Genomic DNA, 14,834 nt, shown 5'->3' on the forward strand with positions numbered 1-14,834 from the left:
GAGATTTGCGCGACGCGAACATTGCAAGTAGGTGACGAATTGCGTGGGGTCAGAGCGGAGTGAGGGGGAGACGCAGGGCGCCGGGGGCGTGTGGGGGCACGACGGGCTTGAGCGGGGCGACGGGGTTCACGCGCCGGTAGGGGGAGCCGAGCGGCGGCCGCGGGTCGGCCTCGCCTTTGTTGGGCCACAACGACATCGCGCGTTCCGCCTGCGCGGTGATGGTCAGCGACGGGTTCACCCCGAGGTTCGCCGAGATGGCCGAACCGTCCGCGATATGCAGCCCGGGATAGCCGTACACCCGCTGGTACGGGTCGACGACGCCGGTCTCGGCGCTGTCGCCGATCGCGCAGCCGCCGATGAAATGCCCGGTGATCGGGATGTTCGCCAGATCCGTCCACGCGCCCTGCGCCAGCCCGCCGATCTTGTCCGCCACCCGCCTGGTGACCTCGTGTCCGGCGGGGATCCACTCGGGGTTCGGCTCGCCGACGCCCTGCTTCGTGGTCATCCGGCGGCCGAAGAGCCCGCGTTTCGTGTACGTGGTCACGGAATTGTTCAACGTCTGCATCACCAGCAGCCCGACCATCCGCTCCGACCACCGTCGCGGATTGTGCAGCCGCACCAGCTGCCGCCGGCTCCGCCACAGTTCCCGCGCGCCCAGCACCCACCGGCGCTTGCCCGGCTCGGCGTCGACGAGCACCGTCGTCAGCAGGCCCATGAAGTTGCTGCCCTTGCCGTAGCGCACCGGTTCGACGTGCGTGACGGCATCGGGATGGATCGACGACGTGATCGCGACGCCGCGGGTGAAGTCCGTGTCCTTGCGCAGAGATCGCGCGGCGAGCACGGCCTCGGAGTTCGTGCGGGCGAGCAAGCCGAGGCGCGGTGACAGCTCCGGCAGCGTGCCGGAGTCCTTCAGCGAATGCAGAAGCCGTTGCGTGCCGAGGGAAGCGGCGGCGAACACGACCTCCGAGGCGGTGAAGGTCCGCTTGCGCTTGCGCACCCAACGTCCTGTTCGGACGGTGTCGATCGCGTAGCCGCCGTCGATCGGCCGGACCGACACGGCGGTGGTCAGCGGATGGACCTCCGCGCCCGCCTTTTCCGCCAGGTACAGGTAGTTCTTGACGGTCGTGTTCTTCGCGCCGACCCGGCAGCCGGTCATGCACTCGCCGCAGTGCGTGCACGACTTCCGCAGGGGGCCCTCGCCGCCGAAGAACGGGTCGACGTCGCGCTTGCCGAAGTGGACGCCGACCGGCGTCGGCCGATAGGTGTCCGCGATGCCCATGTCCTCGGCGACCTCGCGCAGTACGCGGTCGGCCGGGGTGACCAGCGGGTTCTCCACCACGCCCAGCATTCGTCCGGCCTGGTCGTAATGCGGGGCGAGTTCGGCCTTCCAATCGGTGATGTGCGCCCACTGCGGGTCTTCGTAGAAGGTGTCCGGGGGTTCGTAGAGCGTGTTCGCGTAGACGAGCGAGCCGCCGCCGACGCCCGCGCCGCTCAGCACGAAGGTGTTCTTCAGCAGGGTCAGCCGTTGGATGCCGTAGCACCCCAGTTTCGGGGCCCACAGGTACTTCCGCAGTCGCCACGACGTCTTCGCGAACTCGTCGTCGGCGAACCGGCGACCGGTCTCCAGCACGCCGACGCGGTACCCCTTCTCGGTGAGCCGCAGCGCGGTCACGCTGCCGCCGAAACCGGAGCCGATCACCAGCACGTCGTAGTTCATCGCGCTCCCGCCGTCCGGTAGTCGCCGAGGTCGAGTTTCTTCGTCCGACGGTCGTATTCGGTGACCAGACCCGGCCAGTTCGTGCTCACGCGGCCGTTCTCCTGGCGGTACCAGCTGGCGCAGGTCGTCCAGACACTGCGCCCGAGGCGTCGCTGGATCTCCTCGTCGTATCGCTGCTCGACCTCTGGCACGACGTCCATATAGGACACTTCGGGCCTGGCGAGGTGTTCCACGGCCTGGCGGATGTAGCGGGCCTGCCGTTCGATCATGTAGATGATGGAGCCGGCACCGAGGTTCGTGTTGGGCCCGTAGACGCAGAACAGGTTCGGAAAACCCGGCACGGTCATGCCGAGGTACGCTCGCGCGCCGCCCTTCCAAGTGTCGGACAACGCCCGTCCGCCGAGACCCTCCACCTTGAGCTCGCCGAGGAAGTCGGTTGCCGCGAAACCGGTCCCGTAGACGATGACGTCGGCCTCGTGTTCGACGCCGTCCTCGGTGAGCACCCCGGACGGCGTGATGGCGCTGATGCGCCGCGTCTCCACGGCGACGTTGTGCTGCGCCAGCGCGGGCAGATACTCGTTGGTGAACAGGATCCGCTTGCAGCCCAGCGGATAGTCCGGGGTGAGTTTCTCGCGCAGCGCCCGGTCCTTGATGTGACGACGGCGCAGCTGGGCCGTCCGCAGTTCGAAGACCTTGGCCAGCAACGGATGTTCGGTCATCGCGTAGGTCGCGTACTCGGCGAGGAGGAAGATCCGCAGCCTGCCGAGCAGCTGGGTGGCGGGCAGATGCCGGAACAACCGTTGCTGCCAGCGCCGGTAGCGGGTGTCCCGTTTGGCCATGATGTAGGGCGCGGTGCGCTGGAACACCGTCAGTTCACCCGCCTGGCGCTGGAGTTCGGGCACGAACTGGATCGCGCTCGCGCCGGTGCCGATCACCGCGACCTTCTTGCCGCGCAGGTCGACGTCGTGGTCCCAGCGCGCGGAGTGGAAACTGGCACCCTCGAAGGTTTCCTGGCCGGAGATGTCCGGCTGGACCGGCCGCGAGAGCTGGCCGACGGCGGGGACGAACACGGTGGCCTCGAACGTCTCGCCGCCCGCGGTCTCCACCCGCCAAAGCCCGCGCTCCTCGTCGAAGGCCGCGGCGGTGACGCGCGTGTCGAAGCGGATGTGCGGTTCGAGCCCGTAGCGGCGCACCACGCGTTTGAGGTACGAGTGGATGTCCGGTTGCAGCGAGAACCGCTTAGGCCAGTCGGGATTGGGCTCGTAGGAGAACGAGTACAGCGGCGACGGGATGTCGCAGCCGGCGCCGGGATACGTGTTCTCCCGCCAGACGCCGCCCGGTTCGGCGGCGCTCTCCAGGATGGTGAAGTCGTCGAAGCCGGCGCGTTTGAGCTCGATCGCCGTCCCGACCCCGCCGAAGCCCGTCCCTACGATCAGCACGCTCGTCTTGCCCATGCCGATCGAAGTTACGCACCCGTCAGCCCTGGTGGAAGTACACGACCGGCCACTCAATCGAGATTTTCGGCCACTCACCTCCCGCGATTCGGCACCTGGTTGCGGTCGTTGGCAGTGCGAACTGACGCAATCAGGTGCCGAATTGCACGGAGTGGCTCTCGGCCTTCGGGTGAGCCCAGGCCAGGAGGCGGTGAGCGGAGCCTTCGAGGGCATCCATGTCGCGCTTCGGGACGCGTTCGAACGGCGTGATCACCACTGAAGCGGCCTTCTTCGCGGCCTTGATCTCCCAGAAGCCCTTCACGGACCCGTCGACCAGGATGGTGCCCTTGACCAGGCCGTTCTGCGTGATGACGACCTTGCGATGCTCGTCGCTGATCACGCGGGTGCGGTCGGCGTAGGACAGGATGGTCTGGTCGAACGGCCCCAGCAGCCTGGCAGGCGCGGGCGTGTCCGGGTCCGGGCGCGGGGCGTCTTCGAGATCGAAGAGTTCGCGTCCGTTCTCGTCGCGGAACGTCCGCAGTTCCGGTCGCAGCCGTTCGGCGACCTCGCCGAGCTTCGTGATCCCGGCCCACGCCTGCGCGTCCTGCACGCCGGCGGGCCCGAACGCGGCCAGATAACGCCGGAACATCGCTTCCGGCGACGGCGTCGCGTCCGGCTCGGCGCCCAGCCAGTCCCCGGTGGTCTGGTAAGTCGGCTGCCCGGACTTGCCCCAGATCCCGCGCGGCGGGATCTGCACCAGCGGCAGCAGCGCCCGCGCGACGTGCACCAGCGCCGACGGTCCCGCGCTGTCCCAGCGTTTTGCCAGTTCCGCGCCGAGTTCGGCGGACGACAGCGGCCGCTCGCCGAGCAGTTTGCGGGCAGTGCGGGCGATCTCCTGGTGGTCGAGGCCCTTGATCTCCGGGGTGAACTGGGTGTTGCCGTCCACCGAGCGGTTGTAGAGGGGCTGCACGATCGGCCGCCACGCCAGCGCGTCCGCCGGTTTCACCAGGTGCACCGTGCCGCGCATGAGCGCGATCCGCACGACACTCTTGTCCAACAGCAGGTTCGCCAGCTCTTCCTGGCGGAAGCCGTGCAACCGCGTCCACAGCGCGAAGTACGGCGGATTCGGCGCCTGCGCCTGCAATCCGGCCAGCTGCTCGACCGCTTCGAGCGCGGTCATCTTCGAACGCCGGAGCAGCAGCTGCCGGTCCAGCATGGCGCGGTTCAGCGCGCGCCTGCTCAACGTGTCGGACATGCCGCTCACCCTAAACGGGATCAAGGACAGTTACGGTCCTCAATGCGCCGATCGCCGCCGCGATCCATAATCCCGGCCATGGAACTACCGCCGCCGGTGATCCGGGACTGGGACTACCCGCGCGGCACGGCGAGCATCGTGCTCATGGCGCGCTTCGCCGCCGAGAACGGCGTCACGGGGCTGGAGTCCTACGAGTACGCGCCCGTGGACGGCCAGGTCGACGCGCGTCAGGAGCTCGCGGTGGTCCGGGCACTGGTCCGCGGGCTCGGCGCCGGGGACGACGTCGCGCTGCGGCTGAGCAGGCGGTACCGCGTGAGCGCGTTCGGCATCTTCGGCTTCGCGTGCATCAGCAGCCCGACGCTGGGAGACGCGATGCGTTTCGCCCTGCGATACCTGGACCTGAGTTTCACCTTCTGCATCCCGCACGTGACCGTCGAGGCCGGGCGGCTCGGGCTGGCCATGGACGACAGTCGCGTACCGGGCGACGTCGCCCGCTTCCTGCTGCTGCGCGACCTCGGCGCCATCCACACCGTCATGCGCGACATTCTGCCGGACATCTCCCTGCGCTCCTTGGCCTTCCGTCACGAGCGACCCTCCACAGTGGACGAATACGTGCGGACGTTCGGCCTGGCGCCGTCGTTCTCCGCGCCGTCACACTTGGCCACCCTGGACCCGCTGTTCCTCGACAAACCGCTGCCGCAGGCCAACGACCAGACGGTCGCGGTGTGCGCCGCGCAATGCGACCTGCTGGTGTCGCGGAAACGCGAACGATCCGGGATCGCGCAGCAAGTCCGGGAACGGCTGGTGCGGCTCGGCGGCGTCGACGCGGGAATGGAGGAGGTCGCGCGGCAGCTCGCGCTCAGCCCGCGCACGCTGCGACGGCGCCTGTTCGAGGCCGGGACCGGCTACCGCGCGCTGCTGGACGAGGTCCGTCAGACCCTGGCGGAGGAAATGCTCGACACCGGCGCGCTCAGCGTGGAGGACGTCGCGCTGCGGCTGGGCTACGCCGAGGCGTCGAGTTTCATCTACGCGTTCAAACGCTGGAAGGGGATGACGCCGGCGGCGTACGCCCGGCGGAACGCGTTGCGAGCACGGCCGGGTAGGTGACCCGCAGCAGGTGGAGGATCGACTCGGTGAGGAAGACCCGCAGCTCCTCCCGGCCGAGCGTGCCGCGGATCAGCCATTCGCGTGACGCGGCCCGCAGCATCCCGCCGTACGAACGGATCATCGCGCGCAGTTCCTCGCGACCCTCGGTGACGTCGCTCATCAGCGCGGCCGCGAGCACGCGATCGGCGGCGATCTCGTCGGCCTCCCGCATGATCCGCTCGATCTCCGGATCGCGACCCACCGCCTCCGGCCCGATCGCCGTCAGCCACGCCTGCTCGTTGCGTTCGACGACCTCGATCCAATGCCGGACGCTCATCGCGAGCCGTTCTTCGGCCGTCGTGTCGGGCAGGTTCTCGATCACCGGCGCCGGCACGATCATCATCTGCCGGACGACCTCCAGATACAGCTCCCGCTTGCCGCCGAAGTAGTGGTTGATCAGCGGCCTGGCCACCCCCGCGGCCTTCGCGATGTCCGAGGTCGAAACCGAGGCGTACGTGCCCGCGCCGAACAACCGCCGGGCCGCGGTCAGGATCTCGGCACGCCGGGCGGCCGGTTCGAGGCGGCGCCGCCGGATCTCCGGATCGGTGCTCATGGGCCGAGCGTAACCGTTTCACGTGACCGCCTGCCGTTACTCATTCGGAACAACCCGCCGGTAACCCCAGGGGCCCTCTCGGCGACGTTCGGGGCGGGGGGACCGGGCGTTATGGGTAGGGACGAATGGCCAGTGCCGAACGCGAGCCGGTTTGCCGTACCGGCCGGTGGGTCAGTGTGCGGCTGCAGCATCGTGACGTCCGGATCCAAGGTGACAGCGGGGCGGAATCCGTCTCGTACGCGGGGATCGTGATCACCAGTTTCGAGAACGGCGCCGAGGTCGGCGAACGCTGGATCCCGCTCGGGCTCGATCCGTCGGAGGCCGACGACGAACAGCTCATCCAGCAGTTGCGCGACGCCCTGATCTGGCAGGCGCGACGGCCGCCCAAGGCCGCGGGAGAGTAGCGGGGCGTGAGATGAAGGAGCCTTTCATTGCAAATTTTGCAATGAAAGGCTCCTTCATCTCACGCGGAAGGCATGAAGGTCGAGTTTCCTCGGCTGAGCCGAGGGAAGGGGGCCTTCACGCGCCATCGGCGTCCAGCCTCACTGGGTCCGAAGGCCGTCGAAGGCGATCTTGCACACCGCGTCCGCCAGTTCCGTCCCGGCCGAACCCCGCCGCGGCCGGTACCACTCGATGAGCGAGTTCACCATGCCGTACAGCAGTCGCGCGGTGACCGCGGGATCGATGTCGGGCCGCACGTCGCCTTCCGTTTCGGCCTGTTTCACCAGTTCCGTGACGAGCCGGTCGAATTCCCGCCGCCGCGCCAGCGCCGCGCGCTCGATCTTGGTGTTGCCGCGCACCCGCAGCAGCAGCGTCACGAACGGCAGCTGCTCGACCAGCACGAGGACACTGCCCCGCACCAGGTGCTCCAGCTTCTCGATGGCCTTGCCCTCGAAGGATTCCGTCTCGGCGGCGACGGCGAACAGGCCGTTCAGCGCGCGGTCGACGGCGAGCCGCAGGAGTTCCTCTTTGCTCGGCACGTGGTGGTAGATCGCGGATTTCGTGATGCCGAGCTTGCGGGAGAGGTCCTCCATACTGGTGCCGTCGTAGCCGCGCTCATTGAACAGTTTGACCGCGACCTGCAGCAGCGACTCGAGGTCGTAGCCGGGGCGTCCCCGGCGGGCGGGGGTGTTCAACCGCGGTCCCGTTCGTCGAGTACGCGACGCATCTTGCCCAGCGACCGTTCGAGGGTGTCCGGGTCGACGACCTCGACGCCGACACTCACGCCGACCCCGTCCTTGACGCCGGCGATCAGCCGGGCGGCGGCCTCGGCGCGCTGCTCGGCGGACGCGTCCGGACGCGCTTCGACCCGCACCGTCAGGTGGTCCATCCGGCCCTTCGTGGACCGGATCAGCTGGAAATGCGGCGCGAGCGCGGGGGTCACCAGCACGACTTCCTCGATCTGCGTGGGGAAGACGTTGACGCCACGCAGGATGATCATGTCGTCGCTGCGCCCGGTCACCTTCTCCATCCGCCGGTACGCCGGCCGCGCGGTGCCCGGCAGCAGCCTGGTGAGGTCGCGCGTGCGGTACCGGATGATCGGCAGCGCCTGTTTGGTGAGCGAGGTGAACAGCAGTTCACCCTCGGCGTCGGTGGGCTTCTCGGTGAACGGGTCGATCACCTCGGGGAAGAAGTGGTCCTCCCAGATGTGCAGCCCGTCCTTGGTCTCGACGCATTCCTGCGCGACACCGGGGCCCATCACCTCGGACAGGCCGTAGATGTCGACGGCGTCGATGCCGACGCGTTCCTCGATCTCCGCGCGCATCTGTTCGGTCCACGGCTCCGCGCCGAAGATGCCGACCTTCAGCGAACTCGTCTGCGGGTCGACACCCTGGCGTTCGAACTCGTCGAGCAGCGTGAGCATGTACGACGGCGTGACCATGATGATCTCGGGTTTGAAGTCGGTGATGATCTGCACCTGGCGCGCGGTCATGCCGCCGGACGCCGGGATCACCGTGCAGCCCAGTTTCTCGGCGCCGTAGTGCGCGCCGAGACCGCCGGTGAACAGGCCGTACCCGTAGGCCACGTGGACCTTGTCGCCGGGACGCCCGCCCGCCGCGCGGATCGAGCGGGCCATCACCGTCGCCCACGTGTCGATGTCTTCGGACGTGTACCCGACGACGGTCGGCTTGCCGGTGGTGCCGCTGGACGCGTGGATGCGGCTGACCTGCGCTTCCGGCACGGCGAACATGCCGAACGGGTAGTTGTCGCGCAGGTCCTGTTTGGTGGTGAAGGGAAACTTCGCCAGGTCTTCGAGCGCCTTGCAGTCGTCCGGGTGAACGCCTGACTCGTCGAACTTCCGTTTGTAGAACGGCACGTTGTCGTAGGCGTGCCGCAGCGTCCACCGGAGGCGCTTCAGCTGCAGCGCCTGGAGTTCGTCGATGGTCAGGTTCTCGGCTTCGTCACTGAAGGCGGTCATCGTGATGCTTTCTCGATGGTGCGGCTGCGGCCGCGGAATTCGGCGACGACCTCCGGCCCGTCGGGGGTCTCCCGGTGCACGGTGACGTCGTAGATGCCGTTGCGGCCGTAGCGGGTCCGCTCGGTGGCGGTGGCGATGAGGTGGTCGCCGAGTTTGCCGGCCGCGACGAACGAGATCTCCGCGCCGGACGCGACGGTCATGGGGCCGTGCCGTCCCGAGGTACTTTCTCCCGCCGAGGGCGCGTGAACACTGTTGCAGGCGCAGGCGAACGTCGTGTCGGCCAGCAGGAAGACGTAGCCGCCGTGGGCGATGTCGTGGCCGTTGACCATCGTCTCGGTGATCCGCATGGTGGCGACGGCGTGCCCTTCGGCGGCCTCGACCAGCTCGATGCCCAGCGCCTTCGACGCCTGGTCGTCGGCGAACATCGTGTGCGCGGCGTTAGTCAAGCCAGACCACCTAGTTACTGACCGAATGGACGGTTGTTAAAGGGTGTCGCAAGTAAAGGCGCGCTTCCGGGTGGATGTCAAGGATCCGCCGCCGTCCGGGGGTTTGCAAGACCCCGGACGCGAGCTACAGTGAATTACTGAACGGACGGTCTGTTAATCACTCAAGGTATCCAGCCCACCATGAAGGGTCGCCCCATGGCATTGCTGCGCAGCTACGTCTCCGGCGGATGGCACACGGCGGACAAAGACGGCGTACCGCTGCACGACGCCTCGACCGGTGAGGAGGTCGCCCGGGTCTCGTCCGAGGGCGTCGACTTCGCCGCCGCCCTGGAGTACGGCCGCCGCGTCGGCGGCCCCGCGCTGCGTGAGCTGACCTTCCACCAGCGCGCCGCACTGCTGAAGGCACTGGCCTCCCACCTGCGTGAACACCGCGACGAGCTCTATGCGCTCTCCGCGCGCACCGGCGCGACCAAGACCGACTCGATGGTCGACATCGACGGCGGCATCGGCGTCCTGTTCGCCTACTCCAGCAAGGGCAAGCGCGAGCTGCCGAACGACACCGTCTACGTCGACGGCAACGTCGAGCCGCTGAGCAAGGGCGGCACCTTCGTCGCCCAGCACATCGCCGTGCCGCTGCGCGGGGTCGCCGTCCAGATCAACGCGTTCAACTTCCCGGTCTGGGGCCCGCTGGAGAAGTTCGCGCCCGCGTTCCTCGCCGGGGTGCCGAGCCTCGTCAAGCCCGCCAGCCAGACCGCGTACCTCACCGCGCGGCTGGTGGAGATCATCATCGACTCCGGCATCCTGCCCGAGGGCACGCTGCAGTTCGTCGCGGGCAGCGTCGGCGACCTGCTCGACCATGTCACCGCGCAGGACCTCGTCTCGTTCACCGGCTCCGCGTCGACGGCGCAGAAGCTGCGCGCGCACCCCGCGGTCGTGCGCAACTCCGTCCGGTTCAACGCCGAGGCCGACTCGCTGAACCTGTCGATCCTCGGTCCGGACGCCAAACCCGGCACCACCGAGTTCGACCTCTTCGTCAAGCAGCTGACCACCGAGATGACGGTCAAGGCGGGCCAGAAGTGCACCGCCATCCGCCGTGCCTTCGTCCCCGCCGACCTGCTGGACGACGTCGCCGAGGCCGCGAGCGCGCGGCTGGCGAAGGTCACCATCGGCAACCCCACCGCCGAAGGTGTGCGGATGGGCGCCCTGGCCAGCCTGGAGCAGCGTGAGGAGGTCCGGCGGTCGCTCAAGGCGCTGCTGGACGTCGGCACGGTCGTCTTCGGCGACCCGGAGCAGGTCGAGGTCGTCGGCGCGGACGCCGAACGCGGCGCGTTCATCTCGCCGGTACTGCTGAAGGCGGACCCGGAGCGTTCCGAGCCACACGAGGTCGAAGCGTTCGGCCCGGTGTCGACGCTGCTGCCGTACACCTCCACCGACCAGGTCATCGAGCTCGCCGCACGCGGCGGCGGCAGTCTCGTGGGTTCCGTCGTCTCCGCGGACCAGGAGTTCGTGCGCGAGGTCGTGCTCGGCGTCGCGCCGTATCACGGCCGTCTGCTGGTGCTGGACGCCGACGACGCCAAGGAGTCCACCGGCCACGGTTCCCCGATGCCGCAGCTGGTGCACGGCGGTCCCGGCCGCGCCGGCGGTGGCGAGGAGATGGGTGGTATCCGCGGCGTGCTGCACCACATGCAGCGCACCGCCGTCCAGGGCAGCCCGAAGGTGCTCAGCACGGTCACCGGCCGCTGGGTCACCGGCGCCCCGCGCACCGAAGGCGACGTCCACCCGTTCCGGAAGTCCTTGGCGGAGCTGAAGATCGGCGACTCCGTCGTCGCCGGGCCGCGCGAGGTCCTGCAGTCCGACGTCGACCACTTCGCCGAATTCACCGGCGACACCTTCTACGCCCACACCGATCCCGAAGCCGCGGCAGCGAACCCGCTCTTCGGCGGGATCGTGGCGCACGGGTACCTCGTGGTCTCGTTTGCCGCCGGCCTGTTCGTCTCGCCGGAGCCCGGCCCGGTGCTGGCCAACTACGGCCTGGAGAACCTGCGGTTCCTCACCCCGGTCAAGGTCGGCGACTCGTTGACCGTGACCCTGACCGCGAAGCAGATCACCCCGCGCATCGACCAGGAGTACGGCGAAGTCCGCTGGGACGCCGACGTCACCAACGCCGACGGCGATTCGGTCGCCAAGTACGACGTGCTCACCCTGGTCGCGAAGGAGCAGTCATGACGGCCACCCTTCCCGAGGAAGATCTGGAACGGCATTTCGAAGCGACCATCGCGCGTGATCAGCGCATCGAGCCGCGCGACTGGGTGCCCGAGGGCTACCGCAAGACGATGATCCGGCAGATCGCGCAGCACGCGCATTCGGAGATCATCGGCATGCAGCCGGAGGGAAACTGGATCACCCGCGCGCCTTCCTTGCGGCGCAAGGCGATCCTGCTCGCGAAGGTGCAGGACGAGGCCGGGCACGGGCTGTACCTGTACTCGGCGGCGGCCACGCTCGGCGCCGACCGCGCGGACCTGACCGACAAACTGATCAACGGCAAGCAGAAGTACTCGTCGATCTTCAACTATCCGACGCTGACCTTCGCCGACGTCGGCGTGATCGGCTGGCTGGTCGACGGCGCCGCGATCTGCAACCAGGTTCCCTTGTGCCGCAGCTCGTACGGGCCGTACGCGCGCGCCATGATCCGCATCTGCAAGGAGGAGTCCTTCCACCAGCGGCAGGGCTTCGAGTTGCTGATGACGATGATGCGCGGCACCGAGAAGCAGCGGGAAATGGTGCAGGAGGCGGTGAACCGCTGGTGGTGGCCGTCGCTGATGATGTTCGGCCCGCCGGACGCGGATTCGCCGAACACCGCGCAGTCGATGGCGTGGAAGGTCAAACGGCACACCAATGACGAGCTGCGCCAGCGCTTTGTCGACATGTCCATCCCACAGGCGGAGGCGCTGGGCGTCACCTTCCCGGACCCGGACCTGAAGTGGAACGCCGAACGCGGGCACTACGACTTCGGCGCCGTCGACTGGGACGAGTTCAAGAACGTGTTGAAGGGCAACGGCCCCTGTAACGCTCAGCGCGTCGCGCACCGGCGTCGGGCCCAGGAAGACGGCGCGTGGGTGCGGGAAGCCGCCACGGCGCACGCAGCGAAGAAGGGTTCGTGATGAAACACGACTGGCCGTTGTACGAGGTGTTCGTCCGGGGCAAGCGCGGCCTGAACCACGTGCACGTGGGTTCGCTGCACGCCGCCGACGACGACATGGCGCTGCACCACGCGCGGGATCTGTACACCCGTCGCAACGAGGGCGTGTCGATCTGGGTCGTGCGCGCGTCGGACATCACGGCGTCCTCGCCGGACGAGAAGGATCCGTTCTTCGCGCCCAGTGGCGACAAGGTGTACCGGCACCCGACGTTCTACGACATCCCCGACAACGTTCCGCACATCTGACATGAGCTTCGACAACGCCTACGAGGCGATCACCGAGGAGAACGACTCCCGCTGGGCCTTCGGCACCGGATTCGAGGATCCGCTGTCCGGTGTGGACACCACGGTTCCGTCCGGTGTGGACGGTGCGCGGCTGGCGGCCTACTGCCTGATGCTCGGCGACGACGCGCTGATCTTTTCGCACCGGCTGCAGGAGTGGTGCACGAACGCGCCCGAACTCGAGGACGAGGTCGCGATCGCGAACATCGCGCTCGATCTGCTCGGACAGGCGCGACTGCTACTCGCCCGCGCGGGCAAGGCAGACGGCAGCGACCGCACCGAGGACTCGTACGCCTTCTTCCGGAGCGAGCTGGAGTACCGCAACGTCCGGCTCGCCGAACTCGACGGCGGGCATTTCGGGCATCTGATCGCGCGGCTGCTGGTGTTCTCGATCTGGCGCCTGGCCCTGTTGCAACGGTTGCAGACCAGCGTGGACCCGGTGCTGGCGGCCATCGCGGACAAGGGTGTCAAGGAAGTCGCGTATCACCGTGACTACGCCGCCCAATGGGCCGTGCGCCTCGGCGACGGCACCGAGCTGTCGCACTCGCGGATGCAGGAGGGCCTCGACGCGGTCTGGCCGTACGTCGACGAGCTTTTCACGGCGCACGAAGCCGAGTTCGTCGAGTCGCCGTCGCTGCGGCCGGAGTTCGACGCGATCCTGGACCAGGTGCTGGCCGTCGCGAAGCTGACGCGGCCCGAAATCGGCGCCATCGCAGGGGTTTCCGGCCGGATGGGCCGCGACGGCGTGCACACCGAGCGGATGGGCTTCCTGCTGGCGACCCTGCAGAGTGTCGCCAGGGAACACCCGGACGCGACATGGTGACCGCGTACGCCGTGGCGGCGACGGTGACCGATCCGGAACTGCCGATGCTCACCCTCGCCGACCTCGGCGTGCTGCGTGAAGTGTCCGAATCTGGCGGTCGGGTGGTCGTCGCGATCACCCCGACCTACACCGGCTGCCCGGCGATGGACACCATGCGCGACGACCTCGTGCACGCGCTCACCGGCGCGGGCTACGGCGAGGTCGAGGTCCGCACGGTGCTCCAGCCCGCCTGGTCCACGGACTGGATCACCGAGGACGGCAAGCGGAAGCTGGCCGAAGCGGGCATCGCGCCGCCGGGGGCAGCACCGCGCCGGACCGGCCCGATCCCGCTCGCACTGAGCGCGCCGGTGTCGTCGGTCCGCTGCCCGCGCTGCGGCTCGGCGGACACCGAAGAGCAGTCCCGGTTCAGCGCGACCGCGTGCAAAGCCCTGCGCCGCTGCCGGTTCTGCCTCGAACCGTTCGAACACGTCAAGGAGATCTAGTGACAGCGACCCTGCGCCGCACGGGTTTCCATACCCTCAAGGTGTCCGACGTCCAGCGCTTGTGTGACGACGCCGTCGCGGTGACCTTCGACGTGCCCGAAGACCTCGCGGACACCTTTCGCTTCAAGCCCGGCCAGTCGCTGACCCTGCGCCGCCGGATCGACGGCCGCGACGAGCGCCGTTCGTACTCGATCTGCGCGCCCGCCGGCGCGGCACCGCGCGTCGGTGTCCGCGAAGTTCCGGGCGGACTGTTCTCGTCGTGGCTCGTGCACGACGTGAAGCCCGGCGACGAGATCGAGGTCGCGCCGCCGACCGGTAGCTTTACCCCGGACCTGAACGTTCCTGGGCATCACGTGCTGATCGCGGCCGGATCCGGGATCACGCCGGTGCTGTCGATCGCGTCGTCGCTGCTCAGCGATTCCGACGCCACGGTGACCGTGCTCTACGGCAACCGCCGGACGGACACCGTCATGTTCGCCGACGACCTCGCGGATCTTAAAGACCGGCACCCCGCGCGGCTCGAACTCGTCCACGTGCTCTCCCGCGAGCCGCGCGAGGCCGAACTGTTCACCGGGCGGCTCGACGTGGAGAAGCTGCGGCGCCTGTGCACCGTGCTGATCCCGGTCGAGGACGTCGCGCACTGGTGGCTGTGCGGGCCGTTCGAGATGGTGACCGGCGCACAGGAACTGCTGCGCTCATTGGACGTCTCCGACGAACGCGTGCATCAGGAACTGTTCTATGTGGACACTCCACCGGAGCCGGTGCACCACATTGATCCGGCCGTCGTGGGTGCGTCCAGCGAGGTCACGCTGGTGCTCGACGGCCGGTCGACGACGATGACGCTGCCGCGAAGCTCCTCCCTGCTCGACGGTGCGCAGAAGTTCCGCCCGGACCTGCCGTTCGCCTGCAAGGGTGGCGTATGCGGCACCTGCCGGGCGAAGATCTGCGACGGCAAAGTGGACATGCGGCGCAACTTCGCCCTGGAGAAGGCCGAAGTCGACGCCGGTTTCGTGCTCACCTGCCAGTCGGTGCCGATCTCCGACGCGGTGACGGTGGACTTCGACGCCTGATCGCCCCGC

The 14,834-nt window shown here is 68.4% G+C and carries 15 protein-coding genes; 8 read left to right on the forward strand and 7 right to left on the reverse strand.

Annotation, left to right across the window (positions count from 1 at the left end; all coding sequences use genetic code 11):
- Positions 1-49 precede the first annotated feature (49 nt).
- The 3 genes from DL991_RS19160 to DL991_RS19170 form a co-directional block, all read right to left on the reverse strand.
- On the reverse strand, positions 50-1,717 hold the full coding sequence (locus tag DL991_RS19160) for a GMC oxidoreductase (protein WP_125785698.1): 1,668 nt from the start codon (positions 1,715-1,717) through the stop codon (positions 50-52).
- On the reverse strand, positions 1,714-3,171 hold the full coding sequence (locus DL991_RS19165; RefSeq protein WP_125785699.1) for an NAD(P)/FAD-dependent oxidoreductase: 1,458 nt from the start codon (positions 3,169-3,171) through the stop codon (positions 1,714-1,716). The genes DL991_RS19160 and DL991_RS19165 overlap by 4 nt, the downstream gene beginning before the upstream one ends.
- A 130-nt stretch (positions 3,172-3,301) precedes the next feature.
- Complete coding sequence (locus tag DL991_RS19170) at positions 3,302-4,405, reverse strand: winged helix DNA-binding domain-containing protein (RefSeq protein WP_125785700.1); 1,104 nt, start codon at positions 4,403-4,405, stop codon at positions 3,302-3,304.
- A gap of 78 nt (positions 4,406-4,483) precedes the next feature.
- On the opposite strand from DL991_RS19170, the gene DL991_RS19175 reads away from it, so the two are divergent.
- Entirely contained in the window at positions 4,484-5,512 is a 1,029-nt protein-coding gene (locus DL991_RS19175) for an AraC family transcriptional regulator (RefSeq protein ID WP_125785701.1), read from the forward strand.
- Here the strand turns inward: DL991_RS19175 and DL991_RS19180 are convergent.
- A complete protein-coding gene (locus DL991_RS19180; protein ID WP_125785702.1) occupies positions 5,439-6,104 on the reverse strand; it encodes a TetR/AcrR family transcriptional regulator in 666 nt (221 codons plus the stop codon). The two genes, DL991_RS19175 and DL991_RS19180, sit on opposite strands and share 74 nt — an antisense overlap.
- A 125-nt stretch (positions 6,105-6,229) precedes the next feature.
- On the opposite strand from DL991_RS19180, the gene DL991_RS19185 reads away from it, so the two are divergent.
- Positions 6,230-6,508 (forward strand): hypothetical protein, encoded by a 279-nt coding sequence (locus tag DL991_RS19185; RefSeq protein ID WP_125785703.1) that lies wholly within the window; start codon positions 6,230-6,232, stop codon positions 6,506-6,508.
- A 138-nt stretch (positions 6,509-6,646) separates the two neighbouring features.
- Here DL991_RS19185 and DL991_RS19190 read toward each other — a convergent pair whose 3' ends face one another.
- Genes DL991_RS19190 through DL991_RS19200 form a run of 3 tightly spaced genes read right to left on the reverse strand, consistent with a single transcriptional unit; the run spans position 6,647 to position 8,948 of the window.
- Positions 6,647-7,240 (reverse strand): TetR/AcrR family transcriptional regulator, encoded by a 594-nt coding sequence (locus tag DL991_RS19190; protein WP_125785704.1) that lies wholly within the window; start codon positions 7,238-7,240, stop codon positions 6,647-6,649.
- Entirely contained in the window at positions 7,237-8,523 is a 1,287-nt protein-coding gene (paaK, locus tag DL991_RS19195; RefSeq protein WP_125785705.1) for a phenylacetate--CoA ligase PaaK, read from the reverse strand. Before paaK ends, DL991_RS19190 begins: the two co-directional genes overlap by 4 nt.
- Positions 8,520-8,948, reverse strand: coding sequence for a hotdog fold thioesterase (locus DL991_RS19200; RefSeq protein WP_199746644.1), 429 nt, complete (start codon positions 8,946-8,948; stop codon positions 8,520-8,522). Before DL991_RS19200 ends, paaK begins: the two co-directional genes overlap by 4 nt.
- A 216-nt stretch (positions 8,949-9,164) precedes the next feature.
- On the opposite strand from DL991_RS19200, the gene paaZ reads away from it, so the two are divergent.
- From paaZ to paaE, 6 genes are read left to right on the forward strand one after another with little or no spacing between them, the layout of a single operon-like run.
- Entirely contained in the window at positions 9,165-11,195 is a 2,031-nt protein-coding gene (gene paaZ, locus DL991_RS19205) for a phenylacetic acid degradation bifunctional protein PaaZ (RefSeq protein WP_125785773.1), read from the forward strand.
- Positions 11,192-12,130 (forward strand): 1,2-phenylacetyl-CoA epoxidase subunit PaaA, encoded by a 939-nt coding sequence (paaA, locus tag DL991_RS19210; protein WP_125785707.1) that lies wholly within the window; start codon positions 11,192-11,194, stop codon positions 12,128-12,130. The genes paaZ and paaA overlap by 4 nt, the downstream gene beginning before the upstream one ends.
- Positions 12,130-12,414 (forward strand): 1,2-phenylacetyl-CoA epoxidase subunit PaaB, encoded by a 285-nt coding sequence (paaB, locus tag DL991_RS19215; RefSeq protein ID WP_005168080.1) that lies wholly within the window; start codon positions 12,130-12,132, stop codon positions 12,412-12,414. The genes paaA and paaB overlap by 1 nt, the downstream gene beginning before the upstream one ends.
- A gap of 1 nt (position 12,415) precedes the next feature.
- A complete protein-coding gene (gene paaC, locus DL991_RS19220) occupies positions 12,416-13,273 on the forward strand; it encodes a 1,2-phenylacetyl-CoA epoxidase subunit PaaC (protein WP_125785708.1) in 858 nt (285 codons plus the stop codon).
- Positions 13,267-13,755 carry a 1,2-phenylacetyl-CoA epoxidase subunit PaaD gene (gene paaD / locus DL991_RS19225; RefSeq protein WP_125785709.1) on the forward strand — a complete coding sequence of 163 codons (489 nt, stop codon included), beginning with the start codon at positions 13,267-13,269 and terminating at the stop codon, positions 13,753-13,755. Before paaC ends, paaD begins: the two co-directional genes overlap by 7 nt.
- Positions 13,755-14,825, forward strand: a complete 1,071-nt coding sequence (paaE, locus tag DL991_RS19230) for a 1,2-phenylacetyl-CoA epoxidase subunit PaaE (RefSeq protein ID WP_125785710.1) — start codon at positions 13,755-13,757, stop codon at positions 14,823-14,825. The genes paaD and paaE overlap by 1 nt, the downstream gene beginning before the upstream one ends.
- Positions 14,826-14,834: the final 9 nt, after the last annotated feature.

The sequence above is a fragment of the Amycolatopsis sp. WAC 01375 genome (assembly GCF_003947325.1).
Taxonomy (GTDB): domain Bacteria; phylum Actinomycetota; class Actinomycetes; order Mycobacteriales; family Pseudonocardiaceae; genus Amycolatopsis.